This window comes from Psychromarinibacter sediminicola (genome assembly GCF_029168335.1).
GTDB lineage: Bacteria > Pseudomonadota > Alphaproteobacteria > Rhodobacterales > Rhodobacteraceae > Psychromarinibacter > Psychromarinibacter sediminicola.
In genome coordinates, this window is record NZ_JARGYC010000022.1 from 33,824 (window position 1) to 50,602 (window position 16,779).

The window sequence follows — 16,779 nt, forward strand, 5'->3', positions numbered from 1 at the left end:
AGGCGGGGCCGGTAGCGAGCAACGACATGAGCGAAACGCGCCAGAGCCGCGTCGTCGGGTATCTTCTGAAGCTCTTCGCCGTGATCGGCGGGTTCGCGATTTTCGCGGTCGGGCAGGAGATCTTTCCGTCCAGCGAGGACCTGCAGAAAGCGATGCTCGGCGTCGGGATCGGGGTCGGCGGCCTGCTCTGGTGGCGCGGCAGCAAGCACCTGCAGCCGCTCGCCGAAACGGTCATGGCCTCCGACACCCGGCCGCCCGTGCTCTACCTGCGGTCCTTCGCGAACGAGGCCGACGTTCATGCCGAAGAACGCGGCTTCGCCGATCTGCTCGCCCCGGTCGGCCCGCTGATCGCCATCGGTCAGCCGGGCGAGACGCTGCCACCGCTCGGCGCCGCGCGCCTTTATGTGCCGAAGGCGGACGAGTGGCAGGCGAAGGTCTCGGACCTTCTGGGGCGCTCCCGATACGTGCTGATCTATGGCGGCCGGACGCCGGGCCTCGGCTGGGAACTGCGGCAGGTGCGCCAACGGCTGTCGCCGGAGCAACTCGTCGTGATGATCCCGAACGACCAGCCGGCCTGGAACCGCTTTCGCCAGCTCGCCTACGAAAAGGCCGACCTGTTCCTGCCGCCTCTGCCGGAGGGGCCGGCGATGCGGCACGTCACCGCCGGTGTCGCGGGCTTTCTGTCCTTCGACCGGGACTGGCATCCGCACTTCACGCCGCTGCCGCCGAAATCGACGCGCGCGACGGCCGGCTGGTCGGACACGGCGGCGCAAAGCGCGATGGCGCTCGCCGACATCCTGGAGGCTCGGGGTGAGCAGGTCGACAGGCCCTCCCGGTCCGGCCTGCTGATCTACATCCACATCATGCGGGCCTATTTCTATCTGCTCGGGATCGTCCTTGTCGTCCTCGCTCTGGTGGGGCTCTATTACTGGTCCACCGGACAGCTTGTCTTTACCGGCGCCGATATCGACTGGATCGGGCCGCCGCCCGTCTGGTGGCCATTCGACTGATCCCCGGCACACGCAACGGATCGAACGCCGAAGCGGATGACATTCGCGCGCCTCTGCGGTAACCTGACGTCAACAAAGGGGTGGTCCGAATGGCCAGCGGTAGCATTGCAGCGGTCAGTCTCTCCGTGCTGAAGCGGCTCTCGCTGGCGGCGTCGAACGGCAGCCTCGACTATGCGACGCTGGCCGCACAGGCGCGAAATCTCGGCCTGACGGTGCCGCAGCTCGTCGCGGGCATCGAGGCGGCGATGACGACGGCAGAGGTCGCGAAGGGCGGCGCGGCCGCCGGCTATGCGCGCCAGGTCTTTTCAGCGATCAAGCTCTTGCCCGAGGGCGCAAGGCTCGTCGCCGAAGCGTCCCGCCTGGGCGCGGTCGCGACCACCACGTCGGAACTCGCCACCGCGCAGGCCGGCCGCTCCGTCGTTGTGCGCGGCGCCACCTGGATCGGCACGCGGCTGGGCCTGCGCGGCGCGGCCGCGACACTGGTCGGCGGCTCGGTCGGGGTCATCGGGCTGATCGGCGCCGTCTGGCTGGTCTGGGAGGCCGGCGCGGCCCTGATGGGCGGCGGCAGCGTGACCGCCGAACCGGCAGAGGCCATCGTGGATAACGACGCCGTGCCCCATCCCTGCGGCAACCGCGATATCCCCGTCGATGCCGAGTGGCGCTGGTATCAACGGATCCAGGGCGGCGGCCGGTCCGTGAACTACGAGCGCCGGGGCTTCATCTGCCTCAACAACGGATACTACACCTATGGCGGCGCGTTCACCGCCTATTCCTGCGACCGCGACTGGCTGAATTGCCGGCGGTCGGCCGATCCGCCGAGGGTCATCTCCAGCGTCAAGCATCACGATGACGGGGGCGCGAATTATTACTACGGCAACGATACAAGCTGGGGCTGGCGCGATCCGGTGAGGTAGACCCGGCGATCTGCGTCCATGGGAGTATGGGGTACTCCCTAAGCCCGGTGGCGTGGCATCACCGCCGCTACGCTCTGGCGTGCAGACAGGGCCTCGACCAGCGCGCGCAGCCCGCCGCGCTTTCGCCGATGATCTGCCCCTCGGGAAGCGCCAGTGCCGGTATCTGTCCGGTCGGGTTGAGTTTCAGAAAGTCGGCCGAGCGATGCTCTCCGGCGGCCATGTCGACGGGCCGCAGCGTGTAGGGGGCTTGAATCTCTTCAAGGACGAACTCGACGGCCATGGCCCCCGACATCGCTTCCCAATACAGGGTGTACCCGGCCCGATCGGTCGAACCGTCCTGTGACATCCCTTCAGCCTCCCTTACGAGGTGAGCGGGTCGACCGTTACGTGAATATCCTTTGAAACCAGGACAGCGGCAGATGCTGTCCGGCCGTGAACAACCACGCGAACGGCGCCGGGAAGCTGGTGGAAAACCGCCCCTTGCGGATCGCCGTCAGCACGACCTCCGCCGCGTCCTCCGGCTCCATCAGCTGCGGCATGCGGAAGTCGTTCTTCTCGGTCAGGCGGGTGCGGATGAAACCGGGGTTGACCCGCTGCACCTCCACCCCGGTGCCCTTCAGGTCGGCGCGCAGGTTCTCGGCCAGGTGCATCACCCCGGCCTTGGATGCGCCGTAGCCAATGGCGCCCGGCAGGCCGCGGAAGCCCGAGAGCGAGCCGACCAGAACGATCCGGCCCCGGCCCCTGTCCAGAAGCGCCGGCACCGCGCGGCCCATCACGTTCAGGCAGCCGACGAAGTTGACCTGCCCCATCGTCCGCGCGGCGCGAGCGTCCCAGGCCGTGGCCGGCATCGGCTCGTAGAAGCCGGCGGAGAAGAGGATGCCGTCGAAGGGCAGCTCTTGGTCGAATGCCGCGTCAACCGAGTTCGGGTCGGTCACGTCCATCGGCACGATCCGCGCATCCGTCAGCTCGGCGGCCAGCTTCGACAGGCGGTCCTCGCTCCGGGCCGAGAGGATCAGCGAGGCGCCGGCCGCATCCATCCCCTGCGCCAGCGACCGGCCGAGCCCCTCGCTGGCGCCGACGATCCACCAGGTTCGGCCGCGGACCGGGTCGTCAGGCATGGGCCAGCTCGACCTGAACGACGTCGGTCTGCCGCACCGCGAAGGACGCCGCACAGATGCCGAGATAGTAGCGCCAGGATCGCAGGAAGCGGTCGTCGAACCCCATGCGCCGGATCCGCCCGGCCTCGGCGTCCAGCCGTTCGCCCCAGGTGGCGCAGGTGCGGGCATAGTCGCCGCCGAACGAGAACACGTCGCGCACGGCGAGGCCGGCGTCGCGGGCGTGCCGGGCGATCTGCGCGTTCGACAGCAGCATCCCGCCCGGGAAGGTGTATTGCCGGATGAAGTCCGAGCTGCGGCGGTAGACGTCGAAATAGCCGTCCGGCACGGTGATCGCCTGCACCACGGCGCGGCCACCCTCGGCCATCCGCGCCTTGAGCGTGGCGAAATAGGCGGGCCAGTAGGCTTCGCCCACGGCCTCGATCATCTCGATGGAGACGATGTTGTCGTAAAGGCCTTTCGTGTGGCGGTAATCCTCCAGCCGGATCTCGGCGCGGCCGTCGAGCCGGGCGTCGGCATAGGCCTTCTGGCTGGGCGAGATCGTCAGCGCGGTGACGTCGCGGCCGTGGTCGGCGGCGCGCTCGGCAAAGCCGCCCCAGCCGCAGCCGATCTCCAGCACCCGCTCGCCCTCGCCCAGCCGCGACAGGATGCGGTCGTACTTGCGGTCCTGGGCGCGGGCCAGGTCGGTCTCGCCCTCGGCGAACAGGGCCGAGGAATAGGTCATGCCGGGGTCGAGCCAGAGCTGATAGAACTCGTTGCCGACGTCGTAATGCGCCCGGATGTTGCGCGCCGCGCCGCGGGCGGAGTTGCGGCGCAGCAGGCGGTCGACCAGCCGGAACTTCAGCGACTGCCAGAAGCCGGCATAGGCGAAGCCCGACAGCTCCTGCAGGTTCATCAGCGCGACCTGCGTCAGCGTCTCGATCGACGGGGTATCCCACAGCCCTTCGACATAGGCCTCGCCGAACCCCACGTCGCCGCGCGCGGCGGCGGCGGTGACGGCGGACCAGTCGTGCAGCTCCAACGCGGCCTCCGGCGCGCCGGCGCCGAAGTCGTGGATCTCGCCCTCGGGCGTCTTCAGGCGCAGGCTGCCGTGGCGGATGGTGGCGCAGCTGTCGAGGAATTCGCGCTTCACGCGGTCGGACAGGAACGGCATTCAGGTGATTTCCTTCGCGGGTGGTTCGGGGCGTCTACGATAGGGCGCCCCCTTCAGTTTCAAGACGAGCGCCTGCCAGTAGATCAGCGCCAGCGTCCGCATCGCCCCGAACGGCCGGCGCAGATAGGCGGTGAGGATGGCGCGGTTGGTCAGCGGGCGGCGCGGGCCGAACAGCGTGGCGATCACGCCCTGCGGCCCGTTGGCGTGGAAGATGCGGATCGCGATGCGCGCGTCCCGGATATCGAAATGGAACGCGTAGGAGCCGGCGACCTGCTGATAGGGCGAGACGTGCAGATACTTCGGCGTCTCGATCCGGTCGGTCCGGGTGATCGGCGCGAAGCCCGGCTTGTGGCAGAGATAGCTGTGGCGGTCGTGGAACGGGGTCGAGACCTCGGCGATCACGGCGCGCAGGCTGTCGCCCTCCATCGCCAGCCAAAAGCTGACGGGGTTGAAGACGAGGCCCAGAAAGCGCGGCTGGGTGAGCAGCAGAAGCCGGCGGTCGCCGGTGATCTCGAACCCGGCCCCCGCCAGGACCTCGCGCGCCCAGTCGGCGCCGCGGCCCTGCCCGATGGGGCCGCCATGCGCGCGGTCGTGGACCGAGGCGAGGTTCAGCCGGTTGCGCGAGAACAGCAGCGGGCCGCGCCGCGCGTCCGGGTCGATCAGCACGTAGTCCACGCCGTAGCGGAAGGCGTTCCTGATGCCGCCGCGCCGGGCATGGGTCGTGGTGCCCGCGATATGTTCGGGCCAGCGGCTCATGCCGGCAGTCGGTCCATTGCGCGCACCACGCGGACGGCACTGGCGAAGCCGTCCTCGTGAAACCCGTGGCGTGTCCAGGCGCCGGCGAACCAGGTGTTGTGCATCCCCTGGAGGCTGCCCAGACGGCCCTGGGCGCGCAAGGCCGCTTCGTCGAAGACCGGGTGCCGGAAGGTCGTCTCGTCGTAGACAAGGCGGTCCGGAACCTCGCGCGCCGGGTTGAGCGACACGAAGAGCGGGTCGCTCTCGGGGATGTTCTGCAGGCGGTTCATCCAGTAGGTCACGCCGATCTGCGGCTCGGCCCGGCCGGTCTCGGCGCGGTAGACCCAGCTGGACCAGACCGAGCGGCGCCGCGGCATCTGCGAGGTGTCGCAATGCAGGATCGCGCGGTTGTCCTGGTAGCGCACGGCCGAGAGCGTCGCCTGCTCCGCTGGCGTCGGGCGGGCCAGCAGGCGCAGCGCGTCGTCGGAGTGGCAGGCGAAGATCACCTGGTCGAAGCGGTCGTTGCCGTGGGCGGTGCGGATCGTCACGCCGGTGGCGTCCCGCTCGACCGCCTGAACGGCGGTTCCGGTGCGGATCGCCGCGCCGTGACCCTTCAGGTGGTGTTCCAGCCGGCGGACGTATTCGGCGCTGCCGCCGTCGACGGTCCACCACTGGTGCTGGCCCGAGGCCGACAGCAGCGCGTGGTTGCGGAAGAACTGCACCAGCGCGCGGGCCGGAAAATCGCGGATCGTCTCGGTCGGGGTGGACCAGATGGCACCGCACAGGGGCGTCAGGTAATAGCGCTGGAACCAGTCGCCCAGCCGCAGCTCTTCCATCAGCTCGCCGATGGTGCCGCTGTCGTCGCCCGCATGCGCCTCGGCCCGCGCGTTGAACCGCAGGATGTCGCGGATCATCCGCAGGAAGCCGGGCCGCAGCAGGTTGCGGCGCTGGCCGAGCAGGGCGGTCAGGTCGCGCAGGCCGTACTCGATGCGGCCGTCGTCGATGGTGGCGCCGAAGCTCATGTCGCTTTTCGCGACCGGCACGTCGAGATCCCGGAACATCCGCGTCAGGTGCGGATAGGTGGCGTAGTTGAACACGATGAAGCCGGTATCGACCGGCTGGTCGCCGTGCCGGCCGGCGGTCACGGTGCGGGCGTGCCCGCCCAGGCGCGGCGCGGCCTCGTAGAGCGTGACCGCGGTTTGCGGCGCCAGAAGGTAGGCCGCGGCCAGCCCCGAGATGCCGCCGCCGATGATGGCCACGCGCTCGGCGGGCGCCGGAATGGTGTCGAGAGACATAGGCTTCCCCAATGATCAGTTATGCCGGCTACGGAAAACGAACGCCGGCAGATCAATTATTGATCCGGGGCGGACTTGCACCCGTAAGCCCGTTATGCTGACCGGAAACGTGGACATCGCCGTCGCCGAAGCCCCGGCCCCGCCGAGGGTGGCGGCACGTCGGCCGCAGACCCGGAGGACACCGCGCAGGATGGCGCAAGTGAGCGAACAGACGGCCCTGATGCTGGCCGTGCGGGACCGCCGCGACAAGGCGGCCTTTTCGCGGTTGTTCGATCATTTCGCGCCGCGCCTGAAGGCGGTTATCATGCGGTCCGGCACCGGATCCGGTCAGGCGGAAGAGATCGTGCAGGAGGTCATGCTGACGGTGTGGCGCAAGGCGGATCAGTTCGACCCGGAGCGGGCGCAGGTGTCCGCCTGGGTGTACCAGATCGCGCGCAACCGTCAGATCGACGTTCTGCGAAAGGAAAGCCGGCCCGTGCCGGAGGCGTTGAAACACGAGACGGAGAACGAACCCGACGCGACCCGGATGCTTGCCGTGGAACAGGAGGCCGGTCACCTGCGACAGGCGCTGGAGGCGCTCAGCCCCGACCAGCGCGTGGTGATCGAGAAGGCCTATTTTGGCGAGATGACCCATCAGGACATCCATGACGACACGGGGTTGCCTCTGGGCACGATCAAGTCGCGGATCAGGCTGGGTCTGGAACGGTTGCGTCACGAGTTGAAGGGACTGCGCGCGGAATGAAGGGAATAGAGCATCACATTCCGGAACGGCTGCTGATCGCCTATGCGGCGGGCACGCTGCCCAAGGGCTTCTCGCTGGTCGTGGCCGCGCATGTGTCGATGTGCGACACCTGCCGCGCCGCGCTGGAGGCGCATTACGCCATGGGCGGGGCGCTTTTGGAAAAAGAAGGCAAGGCGGCTGTGTCCGACGAGATCAAGACCGACCTGATGGCGCGGCTGGACGAGCCGGCGCCCGAGGAGCCGGTTTTCGGCCGCGACGGTCCCTATCCCGGCCCGGTGATGGCGGCGATGAAGGGCCGCGCGCCGCGCTGGCGGTCGCTGGGCGCGGGGGTGAAGCAGTCGATCCTGTCGGCGGACGAGACGGGCAGCGTGCGGCTGCTGTCGATCCCGGCCGGACAGGCGGTGCCCGATCACGGCCATAGCGGGCTGGAGCTGACGATGGTGCTGCAGGGCGCCTTCGCGGACGAGACCGGCACCTTCGGCGTGGGCGACGTCGAGGTGGCCGACGAAGAGTTGGAGCACACGCCGACGGCGGCGCCCGGCGACACCTGCATCTGCCTGGCCGCCACCGACGCGCCGCTGCGGTTCAGCGGTTTCCTTCCGCGGGTATTGCAGCCGTTCTTCGGGATCTGACGGACCGGTTCGGTGGCGGGGGCTCGGCCCCCTCTCTGGCCCTCCCCCTGTCAGGGGGAGGGAAACGCGCGCCGATCAGGCGATGCGGCGGCCTCGGCTCCAGCTTCCCATGACCACCGGCGAGCGGTCCGTCTCGTGCACGCGCACGAGGTCGGCGCGCTGGCCGGGTTCGATCCGGCCGCGGTCGGTCAGGCCGGTGGCGCGCGCCGGCGCCTCGGATACGGTGCGGATGGCGCGCGGCAGGTCGTCCCAGAACGCGCCCAGGCGGAAGGCCGACAGCAGAAGCGCGGCCGGCACGTAGTCGGACGACACGATGTCCAGAAGGTCCATTCCCGCCAGCTCCATCGCCGAGACGTTGCCGGAATGCGACCCGCCCCGGATGATGTTGGGCGCCCCCATCATGATGGCGATGCCCTTGTCGCGGCAGGCTTCGGCGGCCTCGACCGTCGTCGGGAACTCCGCCAGCCGGATGCCGTGGTCCGACGACCTGGCGACATGCTCGGCCGTGGTGTCGTCGTGGCTGGCCAGCACGGCGCCGTAGCGCGCGGCCTCCTTCACCGCCATCGCCTCGTGCCGGTCGCCGAAGCGGGCGCGCAGGTCCTTCAGCTTGCGGAAATGGGTGTCGATCTCGGCGTCCGTCATGCTGCGCTTGCCGCGCAGGTAGTTGGCGAAAGTCGTCACGTCGCGGAACTGGCGCTGGCCCGGCGTGTGGTCCATCAGGCTGACGAGGCCGACGCGGTCGGCGGGGCCGAATTCCTCCATCTCCTCGGTCAGGGTGTTGGAACAGACCTCGGCGCGCAGGTGCAGGAAATGGCTGATCTTCAGGATGCCCCGGTCGCGCAGCCGCAAGAGCTCGCTGGCCGTGCCGCGGGCGTAACGCTCGTGCCGGCCCTTGCCGAACAGGACCGAGCCGACGCGCAGGGCGTCGAAGACGGTGGTGATCCCGGTCGCCGCCAGTTCGCCGTCATGCGCAAGGATCGCGGGGGCCACCGGCCAGTCGACGCCGGGCCGCGGCTGGATGTGGCGCTCCAGGTTGTCGGTGTGCAGTTCGACCAGCCCGGGGATCAGGTAGTCGCCGCCGCAGTCGAGGGCGCCGGCGGGGACGGCGGCGGTTTCCTCGACCTCCGCGATCGTCTCGCCGTGGAGCGTCACGCGGCCGCGCGCGATGCGGTCTGGCAGGACGAGTTGCGCGTTGGCGAGGCAAAGCTCCTGTGCCACATCGGCGTTACCTGGCTCTGGCATCGGGGTCGTCGGGAAAGGAGAGTTCATGTCAGACCACGTCCGCTACGCGATTTACTACCTGCCGCCCGCGGGGCCGCTCGCCCGGTTCGGCGCGGCATGGCTTGGATGGGATGTAGACCGGGGGGTGGCCGTCGCACAGCCGCCGGTCGCGGGGATCGAGGCGTTCACCGCGACGCCGCGGAAATACGGGTTCCACGGGACGTTGAAGCCGCCGTTCCGGCTGGCCGACGGCTGCGACGTGGGCGCGCTGCACGCGGCTGTGGCGCGGCTGGCGGCGGGCCGGCCCCTGGTCGAGATCGCGGCGCTGGTGCCCGGCGCGCTGGGCCATTTCCTGGCGCTGGTGCCGCGCGGCGAGGCCGAGGGGCTGCACGCGCTGGCCGCGGCCTGCGTGGCCGATCTGGACGGGTTCCGGGCACCGGCGGGCGCGGCGGAGATGGACAAGCGGCGCAAGGCGGGGCTGACCGAGCGGCAGGAGGCGATGCTGCAGCGCTGGGGCTACCCTTACGTGTTCGACGAGTTCCGGTTCCACATGACGCTGACCGGCCGGATGGAGCCCGATGCGCTGGCGCGGGTGCAGGCGGAGGTGGAGGCGCGGCTGCCGGATTTGCCCGAGCCGTATGTCATCGACGAGATCGCGCTGGCCGGGGAGCGGCCGGACGGGATGTTCGAGACGGTGCATCGCTACACCCTCGCCGGGTAGAGCGCGGCGAGCGCCGCGTCGACGGCTTCCGACAGCGGGCCGTCATTGGCGATCTCGACGGCCCGGACGCCCGCCGGCAGGGACATGTCGGCGCGGGCGAGGCGCGTCTCGATGACCTCGCGCGGCTCGCGCCCGCGCCCGGCGAGGCGTTTCGCCAGGGTCTCGGGCCGGGCCGTGAGGTGCAGGACGACGGCGCCGGGGAAGGCGGCCTGCATCTCGGCCAGCACGCCGCGCGAGAGGTTCACCAGCATGTCCCGGCCGTCGGCGAGATCGTCGCGGACCGCGGCCGGGATGCCGTAGCGCAGGCCGTGCGCCTGCCAGGAGAGGCAGAAGGCGCCGGTGGCGGCCATGTGGGCGAAGGCCGTCTCGCCCACCGCCTCGTAGTCCTCGCCGCCCAGGTCCGGGGCGCGGGTGATCACGCGGCGGACGATGCCGAGATCGGGGCGGCGGGCGGCCATCGCGGCCATCACGCTGTCCTTGCCGACGCCCGAGGGCCCGACCACGGCGATCAGCCGGCCGCTCATGCCACCCGCTCCGGCGCGAAGGCGGAGACGTCGACCTCGCGGTCGCAGACGCGGGCGCGGGCGTCGGCGTCGTGGAAGATGCCGACGATGGCGGCGCCACGGGCCTTGGCCTCCTCGATCAGGGTCAGGACGGTGTCGCGGTTGGCGGCGTCGAGGCTGGCGGTCGGCTCGTCCAGCAGCAGCGCCGGATAGGGATAGGCGAAGCCGCGGGCGATGTTCACTCGCTGCTGCTCGCCGCCCGAGAAGGTGGTGGGCGACAGCGTCCAGAGCGTCTCGGGGATGTTGAGCCGGCCCAGCAGCTCTTCGGCCCGGTGCCGGGCCTCCTCGCTGCCGGTGCCGGTGGCCAGGAGCGGCTCCATCACCACCTCCAGCGTCGGCACGCGCGGGACGACCCGCAGGAACTGGCTGACATAGCCCAGCGTCTCGCGGCGCAGCGCCAGGATATCGCGGGGCTCCGCCGTGGCCACGTCCACGCCGCCGACCCGGATCGCGCCGCCGGCGGCCAGGTAGTTGCCGTAGATCATCCGCATCAGCGTGGACTTACCCGCGCCCGACGCCCCGGTCAGCGCCACGCAGTCGCCGGGCGCGACCGACAGCGCCGCGCCCTGCATCACCGGGATCGCGGCGGCGCCCTGGTTGTGCAGCGTGAAGGTCTTGGAGAGGTCCGCGATCTCGATCATAGCCAATTCTTCCACTTGAAGACGACATAGGTGCCCACGGCCGAGACCAGCATCACGAACAGCGAGCCGGGAAAGCCCAGCGGCCAGTCCAGGATGTCCATATGCGTGAAGTTCATGCCGAAGATCGACGCCACCAGCGTCGGCGGCAGGAACAGCACGGCGACGACCGACAGGATGCGCGCGGTGGCGTTCTGTTCCAGGTTGATCATCCCCAGCGTCGCGTCGACGGTCAGACCGATCCGCGAGGACAGGTAGTCGGAATGCACCGCCAGCGCCTTCACGTCGCGGATCAGCCCCTTGGTCAGGTCGCGCACCGTGCTCTCGCGCTTGGTGTTGCCGAAGAAGATCAGCGCGCGCTCCAGCGACAACAGCGCCAGCCGCACCTGCCCGATCAGCTCGCCCTGGCGGCCCACCTTCTTCAGCGCGGCCTGCAGGTCTTCCGGCTCGATCTCGGCCTCGCCGAACACGTCGCGGGCGTTGGCGTCCAGCACCTCGCCCGCGCCTTCCAGAAGGTCGGCGAGGCGGGCGATGATCTCGTCCAGCAGGCTGACGAAGACGCGCTCGGGCGAGGTGCAGTCGGCGACCGCGCGTTCGGGGCGGTTGGCGAAGGTCTGGAAGGAGCGCGGGGCGTGGTGGCGCACGGTGACCAGCCGCTCGGCGGTGAGGATGAAGGTGACGGGGCCGGAGACCCGCTCCTGTCCGTCCGACTGGCCGGGCAGGATGACGGTCATGTAGTCGGCCGTGTCGACGCGGTAGAGACGCGAGGAGATCTCGATCTCCTCCATCTCCTCCAGCGTCGGCACCTCGATGCCCAGCGCGCGGACGGCTTCGACCTGCCGGTCGAGCGGGCGGTAGAGGTCGATCCAGATCGCGTCGTCGGGCAGCGCGGGGACGGGCGCGTCGCGGTCCTCCAGCCGGCTGCCGGGGATGGTCAGCGCCTGCAGCCCGCGGCCGTCGGTGCGATAGGCCATCAGCATCGTCAGACCTGCAGGACCGAGGAGACGAGAAGCTGGGTGTAGCCGTGCTGCGGGTCGTCGAGCACCTGGTCGGTCAGGCCGGTCTCGACCACGTCGCCGTCCTTCATCACCATCAGCCGGTGCGCCAGCAGGCGGACCACGGCAAGGTCGTGGGTGACCACGATGGCCGACAGCCCCATGTCGCGCACCAGCCCGCGCAAGAGGTCCAGCAGCCGCGCCTGCACGCTGACGTCGAGCCCGCCGGTGGGTTCGTCCATGAACACCAGCCGCGGGCCGATCACCAGGTTGCGGGCGATCTGCAGCCGCTGCTGCATGCCGCCGGAGAACGCCGTCGGCCGGTCGTCCACCCGGTCGGCGGCGATCTCCACCCGGCCCAGCCAGTCGACCGCCTGCGTGCGGATGTCGCCGTAATGGCGTGCGCCGACCGCCATCAGCCGCTCGCCCACATTGCCGCCGGCGCTGACCCCCATGCGCAGCCCGTCGCGGGCGTGCTGGTGGACGAAGGCCCAGTCGGTGCGGCCTAGCATCCGCCGCTCCGGCTCGGACATGGTCAGCGTGTCGCGGGGGCCGTCGGCGCGGGTGTCGAAGATCACCTCGCCGGTATCCGGCGCCAGCTGGCCGGCGAGGCAATTCAGGAGCGTGGTCTTGCCCGAGCCGCTTTCGCCCACCACGCCCATCACCTCGCCGGGATAGAGATCGAAGGACACACCGGCACAGCCGATGCGCGCGCCGTAGCGTTTCGTCACGTCCCGGACGGAAAGAAGCGGTGTCACGGGCGAACCTCCTGGTGTCGCGATGTGGCTCGGCGCGCCCTTCGGGCTTTTCTCGCCGTCGCGAAGAGCGCCGGACAGGCGCGATGAACGGATCATGCCGCGTCCTCCCCCGCCATGTCGCCGCGGTGCCCCGCGGCCCGGCGCGTCTCGCAGTAATCGGTGTCGGAGCAGACGAACATCCGCCCGCCGGCGTCGTCGGTGATCACCTCGTCCAGGTAGCTGTCCGCCGCCCCGCACAGCCCGCAGGCATGCGGTGCCTTCGACGGGTCGAACGGGTGATCCTCGAAGTCCAGGCTGACGGCCCGGGTGTAGGGCGGCAGCGCATAGATCCGCTGTTCCCGCCCGGCGCCGAACAGCTGGATCGCCGGGCTGTCCAGCTTGGGATTGTCGAATTTCGGGATCGGCGAAGGGTCCATCACGTAGCGCTCCTCCACCTTCACCGGATAGGCGTAGGAGGTGGCGATATGCCCGTGGCGCGAGATATCCTCGTAGAGCTTCACGTGCATCAGCCCGTATTCCTCCAGCGCATGCATTTTGCGCGTCTCGCTCTCGCGCGGCTCCAGGAACCGCAGGGGTTCGGGGATCGGCACCTGGTAGACGAGGATCTGGTCCTCGCTCAGCCGTTCCTCGGGGATGCGGTGGCGGGTCTGGATGACCGTCGCCTCGCCCGTGCGCGTCGTCGTGGCCACCCCCGCCGTGCGCTCGAAGAACCTGCGGATCGACACGGCGTTGGTGGTGTCGTCGGCCCCCTGGTCGATCACCTTGAACCGGTCGCCCGGCGTCAGCGTCGCGGCCGAGACCTGCACGCCTCCGGTGCCCCAGCCATAGGGCATCGGCATCTCGCGGCTGGCAAACGGCACCTGGTAGCCGGGGATCGCGAGGCCCTTCAGGATCGCGCGGCGGATCATCCGCTTCGTCTGCTCGTCGAGATAGGCGAAATTGTAGTCGGACATCGGCTCAGTTCCGGTTCATGCGCAGCAGGATCGCGCCGGCGATTGTCATGGCGGTCGACGCGACCTTGGCCAGGCTCAGGCGCTCGTTCAGGATCGTCACGCCGATCAGCAGCGCGAAGACGATGGAGGTTTCGCGCAGCGCGGTGACATGGGCGATGGGGGCCTGCGTAAAGGCCCAGACCACCAGCAGATAGGCCGTGAAGGAGGCGCCGCCACCCAGGAACAGGTGCCGGCGCAGGCGCACCGCCTGCCGCAACACGCCGGGACGCACGACCGCCCAGCCCGCGAGGAAGACGACGCCGTCGATCAGCGACAGCCACCCGAAATAGGCCAGAGCGTCGCCCGTCTGCCGGGCCCCATGCCCGTCGACGATGGAATACCCGGCGATGAAGCCGCCGGTGATCAGCGCCAGCAACGCCGCCTTGCCCTGGAACAGCCCGTCCGCCCGTCGCACCAGGCTGGTCGAGGCGATGCCGATCGAGATGGTGACGATCGCGGTCAGTTCGAAGGGGGTGAACGTGGTGCCGAAGAACAGGGCCGTGCCCAGCACCACCAGCAGGGGCGATGCGCCGCGCGCGATCGGGTAGACCTGCGTCAGGTCGCCGATCCGGTAGGCCAGGATCAGGAAGACGTTGTAGCCCAGATGCAGCGCCACGCCGCCCGCGAGCCACGGCCAGACCGCGGGCGCGGGCAGCGGCGCGAATGGGACCAGTGCCAGCCCGCACAGCCCCTGGCCGAGGATCACGGCGGTCATCGCGGCGGCCTTGTCGGCGCCGCCCTTGACCATCGCGTTCCAGCCCGCGTGCAGCAGGGCCGCCAGCAGGACGATGGCGAAGACCCCGGCCGTCATCCGCAGACTCCGTCGTTGCGCCCGGTTCGGGTCACGCTCCTGCCGCCTTTCCGGTGTGAATTGCCTTTGCAATCGAAGGATGCGCGATGTTCGAGACCTGCAAGGAAACCGTCAGCCCGCTCTGGGCCCTGATCTTCGGCGCGGGCGACGCCTGCATCGAGATGTCGATGTGGTCGATCCTGCTGCTGATCCTGCCCTTCGCGGCTTTCGTCATGGTGCTGCAGTTCGTCGCGAACCGCCTGCTGTTCGGCCGGCGCGAGCGGCCGGACGCGCCGCGCGAGAACCGCCGCCGCGTCCGGCCCAAGGCCGGCCAGCGCGTGGCGCGGCATCTGCGGGAGGCGGACGGCGACCAGAGTCATTCCGCCGCCTCCTGATCGCCGGCGTCCCGCCGCAGCTTGCGCACCAGCTCCAGTTCCGACTGGAAGTCCACGTAATGCGGCAGCTTGATATGCTCCAGAAACCCCGTCGCCTGGATGTTGTCGCCGTGGTACAGCACGAATTCCGCGTCCTGCGCCGGCGCGCCGACATCGTCCTCGCCCAGTTCCTCCCAGCGCATCGCCCGGTCGACCAGCGCCATCGAGATCGCCTTGCGCTCGCTCTGCCCGAAGACCAGCCCGTAGCCGCGGGTGAACTGCGGCGGCTCGGTCTTCGACCCCTTGAACTGGTTGACCGTCTCGCATTCGGTCAGCGTGACTTCGCCGATCTCGATGGCAAAGCCCAGCTCCGCCACCTCCATCTCCACCGGCACCGTGCCGATACGCAACTCGCCCACGAAGGCGTGGTTGCGGGCATAGCCGCGCTGGGTCGAATAGGCCATGCCCAGCGTGAACCCCTCGTCCGCCCGGGTCAGCGCCTGCAGCCGCAGGGCGCGGTTCGCCGGCATCTCCAGCGGCTCTCGGGTCAGGTCGGGCGGCGGCGTGTCGTCCTCGGGCGCCGCCTCGATCAGCCCCTCGCGGTTCAGGAACCCGGTGACGCGCGGCACGGGTGCCGGCGCCGTGTCGCGCTCCGGCGCCTGGGGCCCCTCGCCGTCTGCGGCGAGCTTGAAGTCCAGAAGACGGTGCGTGTAGTCGAAGGTCGGCCCCAGAACCTGCCCGCCCGGCAAGTCCTTGAAGGTGGCCGAAATGCGCCGGTCGCAGGCCATGCCGCCGGTGTCGACCGGGTCGGAATAGCCGAAGCGCGGCAGCGTCGTGCGGTAGGCCCGGATCAGGAAGATCGCCTCGATCAGGTCGCCCCGCGCCTGCTTGATCGCCAGCGCCGCGAGGTCCGGGTCGTATAGCGAGCCCTCGGTCATCACCCGGTTGACGGCCAGCGACAGCTGCTCGCGGATCTGCGGCACCGTCAGCTCGGCGACAGAGGTATCGCCCCGCCGTTCCTCGGCAAGCCAGTCATGCGCGTTCTCGATGGCGCGCTCGCCGCCCTTCACCGCGACATACATCAGCCGACCTCCGTCGAGCGGGGCAGGGCGGCGACCTGCGCCCCGGCCGTGAAGATGAAGTCCAGCCCCAACGGGAACAGCCGCCGGTTCGCCCGGAACGCCGCCGTCTCGGGCAGCGACAGGCGTGCCGTGTCGCGGATGCCGGGGCCGCGCAGCGTCGCGCCGTCGGCCGACAGCCCGTCCATCTCGACGATCAGGGTCGTCGAGCGGTCGGGGTAGTCCGGCGTGCCCGCCGGATAGGCCGAAAGCGGTTGCAGCGCCGCCCACCGGCCGAGCGCGAAGGCGGCCTCGCCCGGCCCGGTCAGCGGCGCGCCCAGGTGGAACCGGACCCAGTCGCGCACCGCCTCCGTGTCCGTGTCGCCCGCCAGGTACAGCCCGGTATCGGCATCGCAGAGCGTCAGCAGGACGGCGCCGGCCGCGGGCGAGAGCGGCGCCGGCGGCGCGGCGCCCGCGACGGTCTCGATCCGGCCGGGGCGGGCCATGGCATTCAGGATCGCGCGGAAGGCCGTCGCCGCCTGCGGCGCGGGATCGGCGAAGCCGCCCTGAAGGCTTGCGCTGTCCATCAGTCCTCTCCCCGCACGAGGGTGAAGAACTCCACCTTCGTCGCGGCGGCCTTGCGGGCGCGGGCGCTGCGGCGGGCGGTCTCCTCGGCCTCCAGCGGCGTGAGCACGGCGGCGCGGATCGCGGCCGCCTCGCCCGTCTGCATCAGCGCATCCACCTGCGCCGCCGCCTCGGCCTCCGCCTTGCGCCGGCCCTGCACGTAGCCATGACCCACGGTCCCGTCCGCCAGCCGCAGCGAGCAGCGCGTGACGGCCATCTCGCCCAGGTTGAACAGCGCCCCGGTGCCCCCGGCGCGGCCGCGGACCATCACGCTGCCGATCTCCGGCGCGCGCAGCCAGTCGAACTTGCGCGCCGCCCCGGCCTCTGCCAGAAGCGCGGCCACCCGCCCCTCCGGCGCCCGGGCTAGCAGGCCCATCCACGCCTGACGTTCGGTCCTGTCCGCGCTAACATCGAGCATCCCGGCCCCTTTCGCCGAAACTAGACAACTA

At 70.1% G+C, this 16,779-nt stretch carries 21 protein-coding genes; 6 read left to right on the forward strand and 15 right to left on the reverse strand.

The features are described 5' to 3' along the window. The first annotated feature begins 26 nt into the window (after positions 1–26). Both P1J78_RS10245 and P1J78_RS10250 read left to right on the forward strand, forming a co-directional pair. On the forward strand, positions 27–1,010 hold the full coding sequence (locus P1J78_RS10245; protein WP_275567252.1) for a hypothetical protein: 984 nt from the start codon (positions 27–29) through the stop codon (positions 1,008–1,010). An 89-nt stretch (positions 1,011–1,099) separates the two neighbouring features. Beyond that, positions 1,100–1,924, forward strand: coding sequence for a hypothetical protein (locus tag P1J78_RS10250; protein ID WP_275567253.1), 825 nt, complete (start codon positions 1,100–1,102; stop codon positions 1,922–1,924). Positions 1,925–1,991: 67 nt separating this feature from the next. On the opposite strand, the gene P1J78_RS10255 is transcribed toward P1J78_RS10250, so the two are convergent. From P1J78_RS10255 to P1J78_RS10275, 5 genes are read right to left on the reverse strand one after another with little or no spacing between them, the layout of a single operon-like run. Next, complete coding sequence (locus P1J78_RS10255) at positions 1,992–2,270, reverse strand: glutathione S-transferase N-terminal domain-containing protein (RefSeq protein WP_275567254.1); 279 nt, start codon at positions 2,268–2,270, stop codon at positions 1,992–1,994. Positions 2,271–2,307: 37 nt separating this feature from the next. Further along, on the reverse strand, positions 2,308–3,042 hold the full coding sequence (locus tag P1J78_RS10260; RefSeq protein ID WP_275567255.1) for an SDR family NAD(P)-dependent oxidoreductase: 735 nt from the start codon (positions 3,040–3,042) through the stop codon (positions 2,308–2,310). After that, entirely contained in the window at positions 3,035–4,192 is a 1,158-nt protein-coding gene (locus P1J78_RS10265) for an SAM-dependent methyltransferase (RefSeq protein WP_275567256.1), read from the reverse strand. Before P1J78_RS10265 ends, P1J78_RS10260 begins: the two co-directional genes overlap by 8 nt. Continuing rightward, the gene (locus P1J78_RS10270; protein WP_275567257.1) at positions 4,193–4,948 is read right to left on the reverse strand and encodes a DUF1365 domain-containing protein; all 756 of its coding nucleotides are present in this window, start codon (positions 4,946–4,948) and stop codon (positions 4,193–4,195) included. Continuing rightward, positions 4,945–6,222 (reverse strand): NAD(P)/FAD-dependent oxidoreductase, encoded by a 1,278-nt coding sequence (locus P1J78_RS10275; RefSeq protein ID WP_275567258.1) that lies wholly within the window; start codon positions 6,220–6,222, stop codon positions 4,945–4,947. The genes P1J78_RS10270 and P1J78_RS10275 overlap by 4 nt, the downstream gene beginning before the upstream one ends. Positions 6,223–6,316: 94 nt before the next feature. Here P1J78_RS10275 and P1J78_RS10280 point away from each other — a divergent pair, with 94 nt between their 5' ends. After that, positions 6,317–6,964 (forward strand): sigma-70 family RNA polymerase sigma factor, encoded by a 648-nt coding sequence (locus P1J78_RS10280; RefSeq protein WP_374213234.1) that lies wholly within the window; start codon positions 6,317–6,319, stop codon positions 6,962–6,964. Further along, positions 6,961–7,596 carry a ChrR family anti-sigma-E factor gene (locus tag P1J78_RS10285; protein ID WP_275567259.1) on the forward strand — a complete coding sequence of 212 codons (636 nt, stop codon included), beginning with the start codon at positions 6,961–6,963 and terminating at the stop codon, positions 7,594–7,596. Before P1J78_RS10280 ends, P1J78_RS10285 begins: the two co-directional genes overlap by 4 nt. A gap of 75 nt (positions 7,597–7,671) precedes the next feature. On the opposite strand, the gene P1J78_RS10290 is transcribed toward P1J78_RS10285, so the two are convergent. Continuing rightward, positions 7,672–8,838 (reverse strand): alpha-D-ribose 1-methylphosphonate 5-triphosphate diphosphatase, encoded by a 1,167-nt coding sequence (locus P1J78_RS10290; protein ID WP_275567260.1) that lies wholly within the window; start codon positions 8,836–8,838, stop codon positions 7,672–7,674. A gap of 25 nt (positions 8,839–8,863) precedes the next feature. Between P1J78_RS10290 and P1J78_RS10295 the strand changes: the two genes are divergently transcribed. Next, positions 8,864–9,538: a DUF1045 domain-containing protein gene (locus P1J78_RS10295; RefSeq protein ID WP_275567261.1), complete on the forward strand. Its 675-nt coding sequence runs from the start codon at positions 8,864–8,866 to the stop codon at positions 9,536–9,538. Here P1J78_RS10295 and phnN read toward each other — a convergent pair. From phnN to P1J78_RS10325, 6 genes are all read right to left on the reverse strand, one after another. Then, the gene (gene phnN / locus P1J78_RS10300) at positions 9,520–10,062 is read right to left on the reverse strand and encodes a phosphonate metabolism protein/1,5-bisphosphokinase (PRPP-forming) PhnN (RefSeq protein ID WP_275567262.1); all 543 of its coding nucleotides are present in this window, start codon (positions 10,060–10,062) and stop codon (positions 9,520–9,522) included. The two genes, P1J78_RS10295 and phnN, sit on opposite strands and share 19 nt — an antisense overlap. Next, positions 10,059–10,742, reverse strand: a complete 684-nt coding sequence (gene phnL / locus P1J78_RS10305) for a phosphonate C-P lyase system protein PhnL (protein ID WP_275567263.1) — start codon at positions 10,740–10,742, stop codon at positions 10,059–10,061. The genes phnN and phnL overlap by 4 nt, the downstream gene beginning before the upstream one ends. Continuing rightward, the gene (locus P1J78_RS10310) at positions 10,739–11,713 is read right to left on the reverse strand and encodes a magnesium transporter CorA family protein (RefSeq protein WP_309568126.1); all 975 of its coding nucleotides are present in this window, start codon (positions 11,711–11,713) and stop codon (positions 10,739–10,741) included. The genes phnL and P1J78_RS10310 overlap by 4 nt, the downstream gene beginning before the upstream one ends. A gap of 8 nt (positions 11,714–11,721) precedes the next feature. After that, a complete protein-coding gene (phnK, locus tag P1J78_RS10315) occupies positions 11,722–12,492 on the reverse strand; it encodes a phosphonate C-P lyase system protein PhnK (protein WP_275567265.1) in 771 nt (256 codons plus the stop codon). A gap of 92 nt (positions 12,493–12,584) precedes the next feature. Beyond that, entirely contained in the window at positions 12,585–13,445 is an 861-nt protein-coding gene (locus P1J78_RS10320; protein WP_275567266.1) for an alpha-D-ribose 1-methylphosphonate 5-phosphate C-P-lyase PhnJ, read from the reverse strand. A 4-nt stretch (positions 13,446–13,449) separates the two neighbouring features. Beyond that, entirely contained in the window at positions 13,450–14,295 is an 846-nt protein-coding gene (locus P1J78_RS10325) for an EamA family transporter (protein WP_275567267.1), read from the reverse strand. An 86-nt stretch (positions 14,296–14,381) separates the two neighbouring features. Between P1J78_RS10325 and P1J78_RS10330 the strand changes: the two genes are divergently transcribed. Then, positions 14,382–14,669, forward strand: coding sequence for a hypothetical protein (locus P1J78_RS10330; protein ID WP_275567268.1), 288 nt, complete (start codon positions 14,382–14,384; stop codon positions 14,667–14,669). On the opposite strand, the gene P1J78_RS10335 is transcribed toward P1J78_RS10330, so the two are convergent. Genes P1J78_RS10335 through phnG form a run of 3 tightly spaced genes read right to left on the reverse strand, consistent with a single transcriptional unit; the run spans position 14,651 to position 16,748 of the window. Next, positions 14,651–15,730 carry a carbon-phosphorus lyase complex subunit gene (locus P1J78_RS10335; protein WP_275567269.1) on the reverse strand — a complete coding sequence of 360 codons (1,080 nt, stop codon included), beginning with the start codon at positions 15,728–15,730 and terminating at the stop codon, positions 14,651–14,653. The two genes, P1J78_RS10330 and P1J78_RS10335, sit on opposite strands and share 19 nt — an antisense overlap. Further along, positions 15,730–16,293 carry a phosphonate C-P lyase system protein PhnH gene (gene phnH / locus P1J78_RS10340; protein WP_275567270.1) on the reverse strand — a complete coding sequence of 188 codons (564 nt, stop codon included), beginning with the start codon at positions 16,291–16,293 and terminating at the stop codon, positions 15,730–15,732. Before phnH ends, P1J78_RS10335 begins: the two co-directional genes overlap by 1 nt. Next, complete coding sequence (phnG, locus tag P1J78_RS10345) at positions 16,293–16,748, reverse strand: phosphonate C-P lyase system protein PhnG (protein ID WP_275567271.1); 456 nt, start codon at positions 16,746–16,748, stop codon at positions 16,293–16,295. Before phnG ends, phnH begins: the two co-directional genes overlap by 1 nt. Between the last annotated feature and the right edge of the window lie 31 nt (positions 16,749–16,779).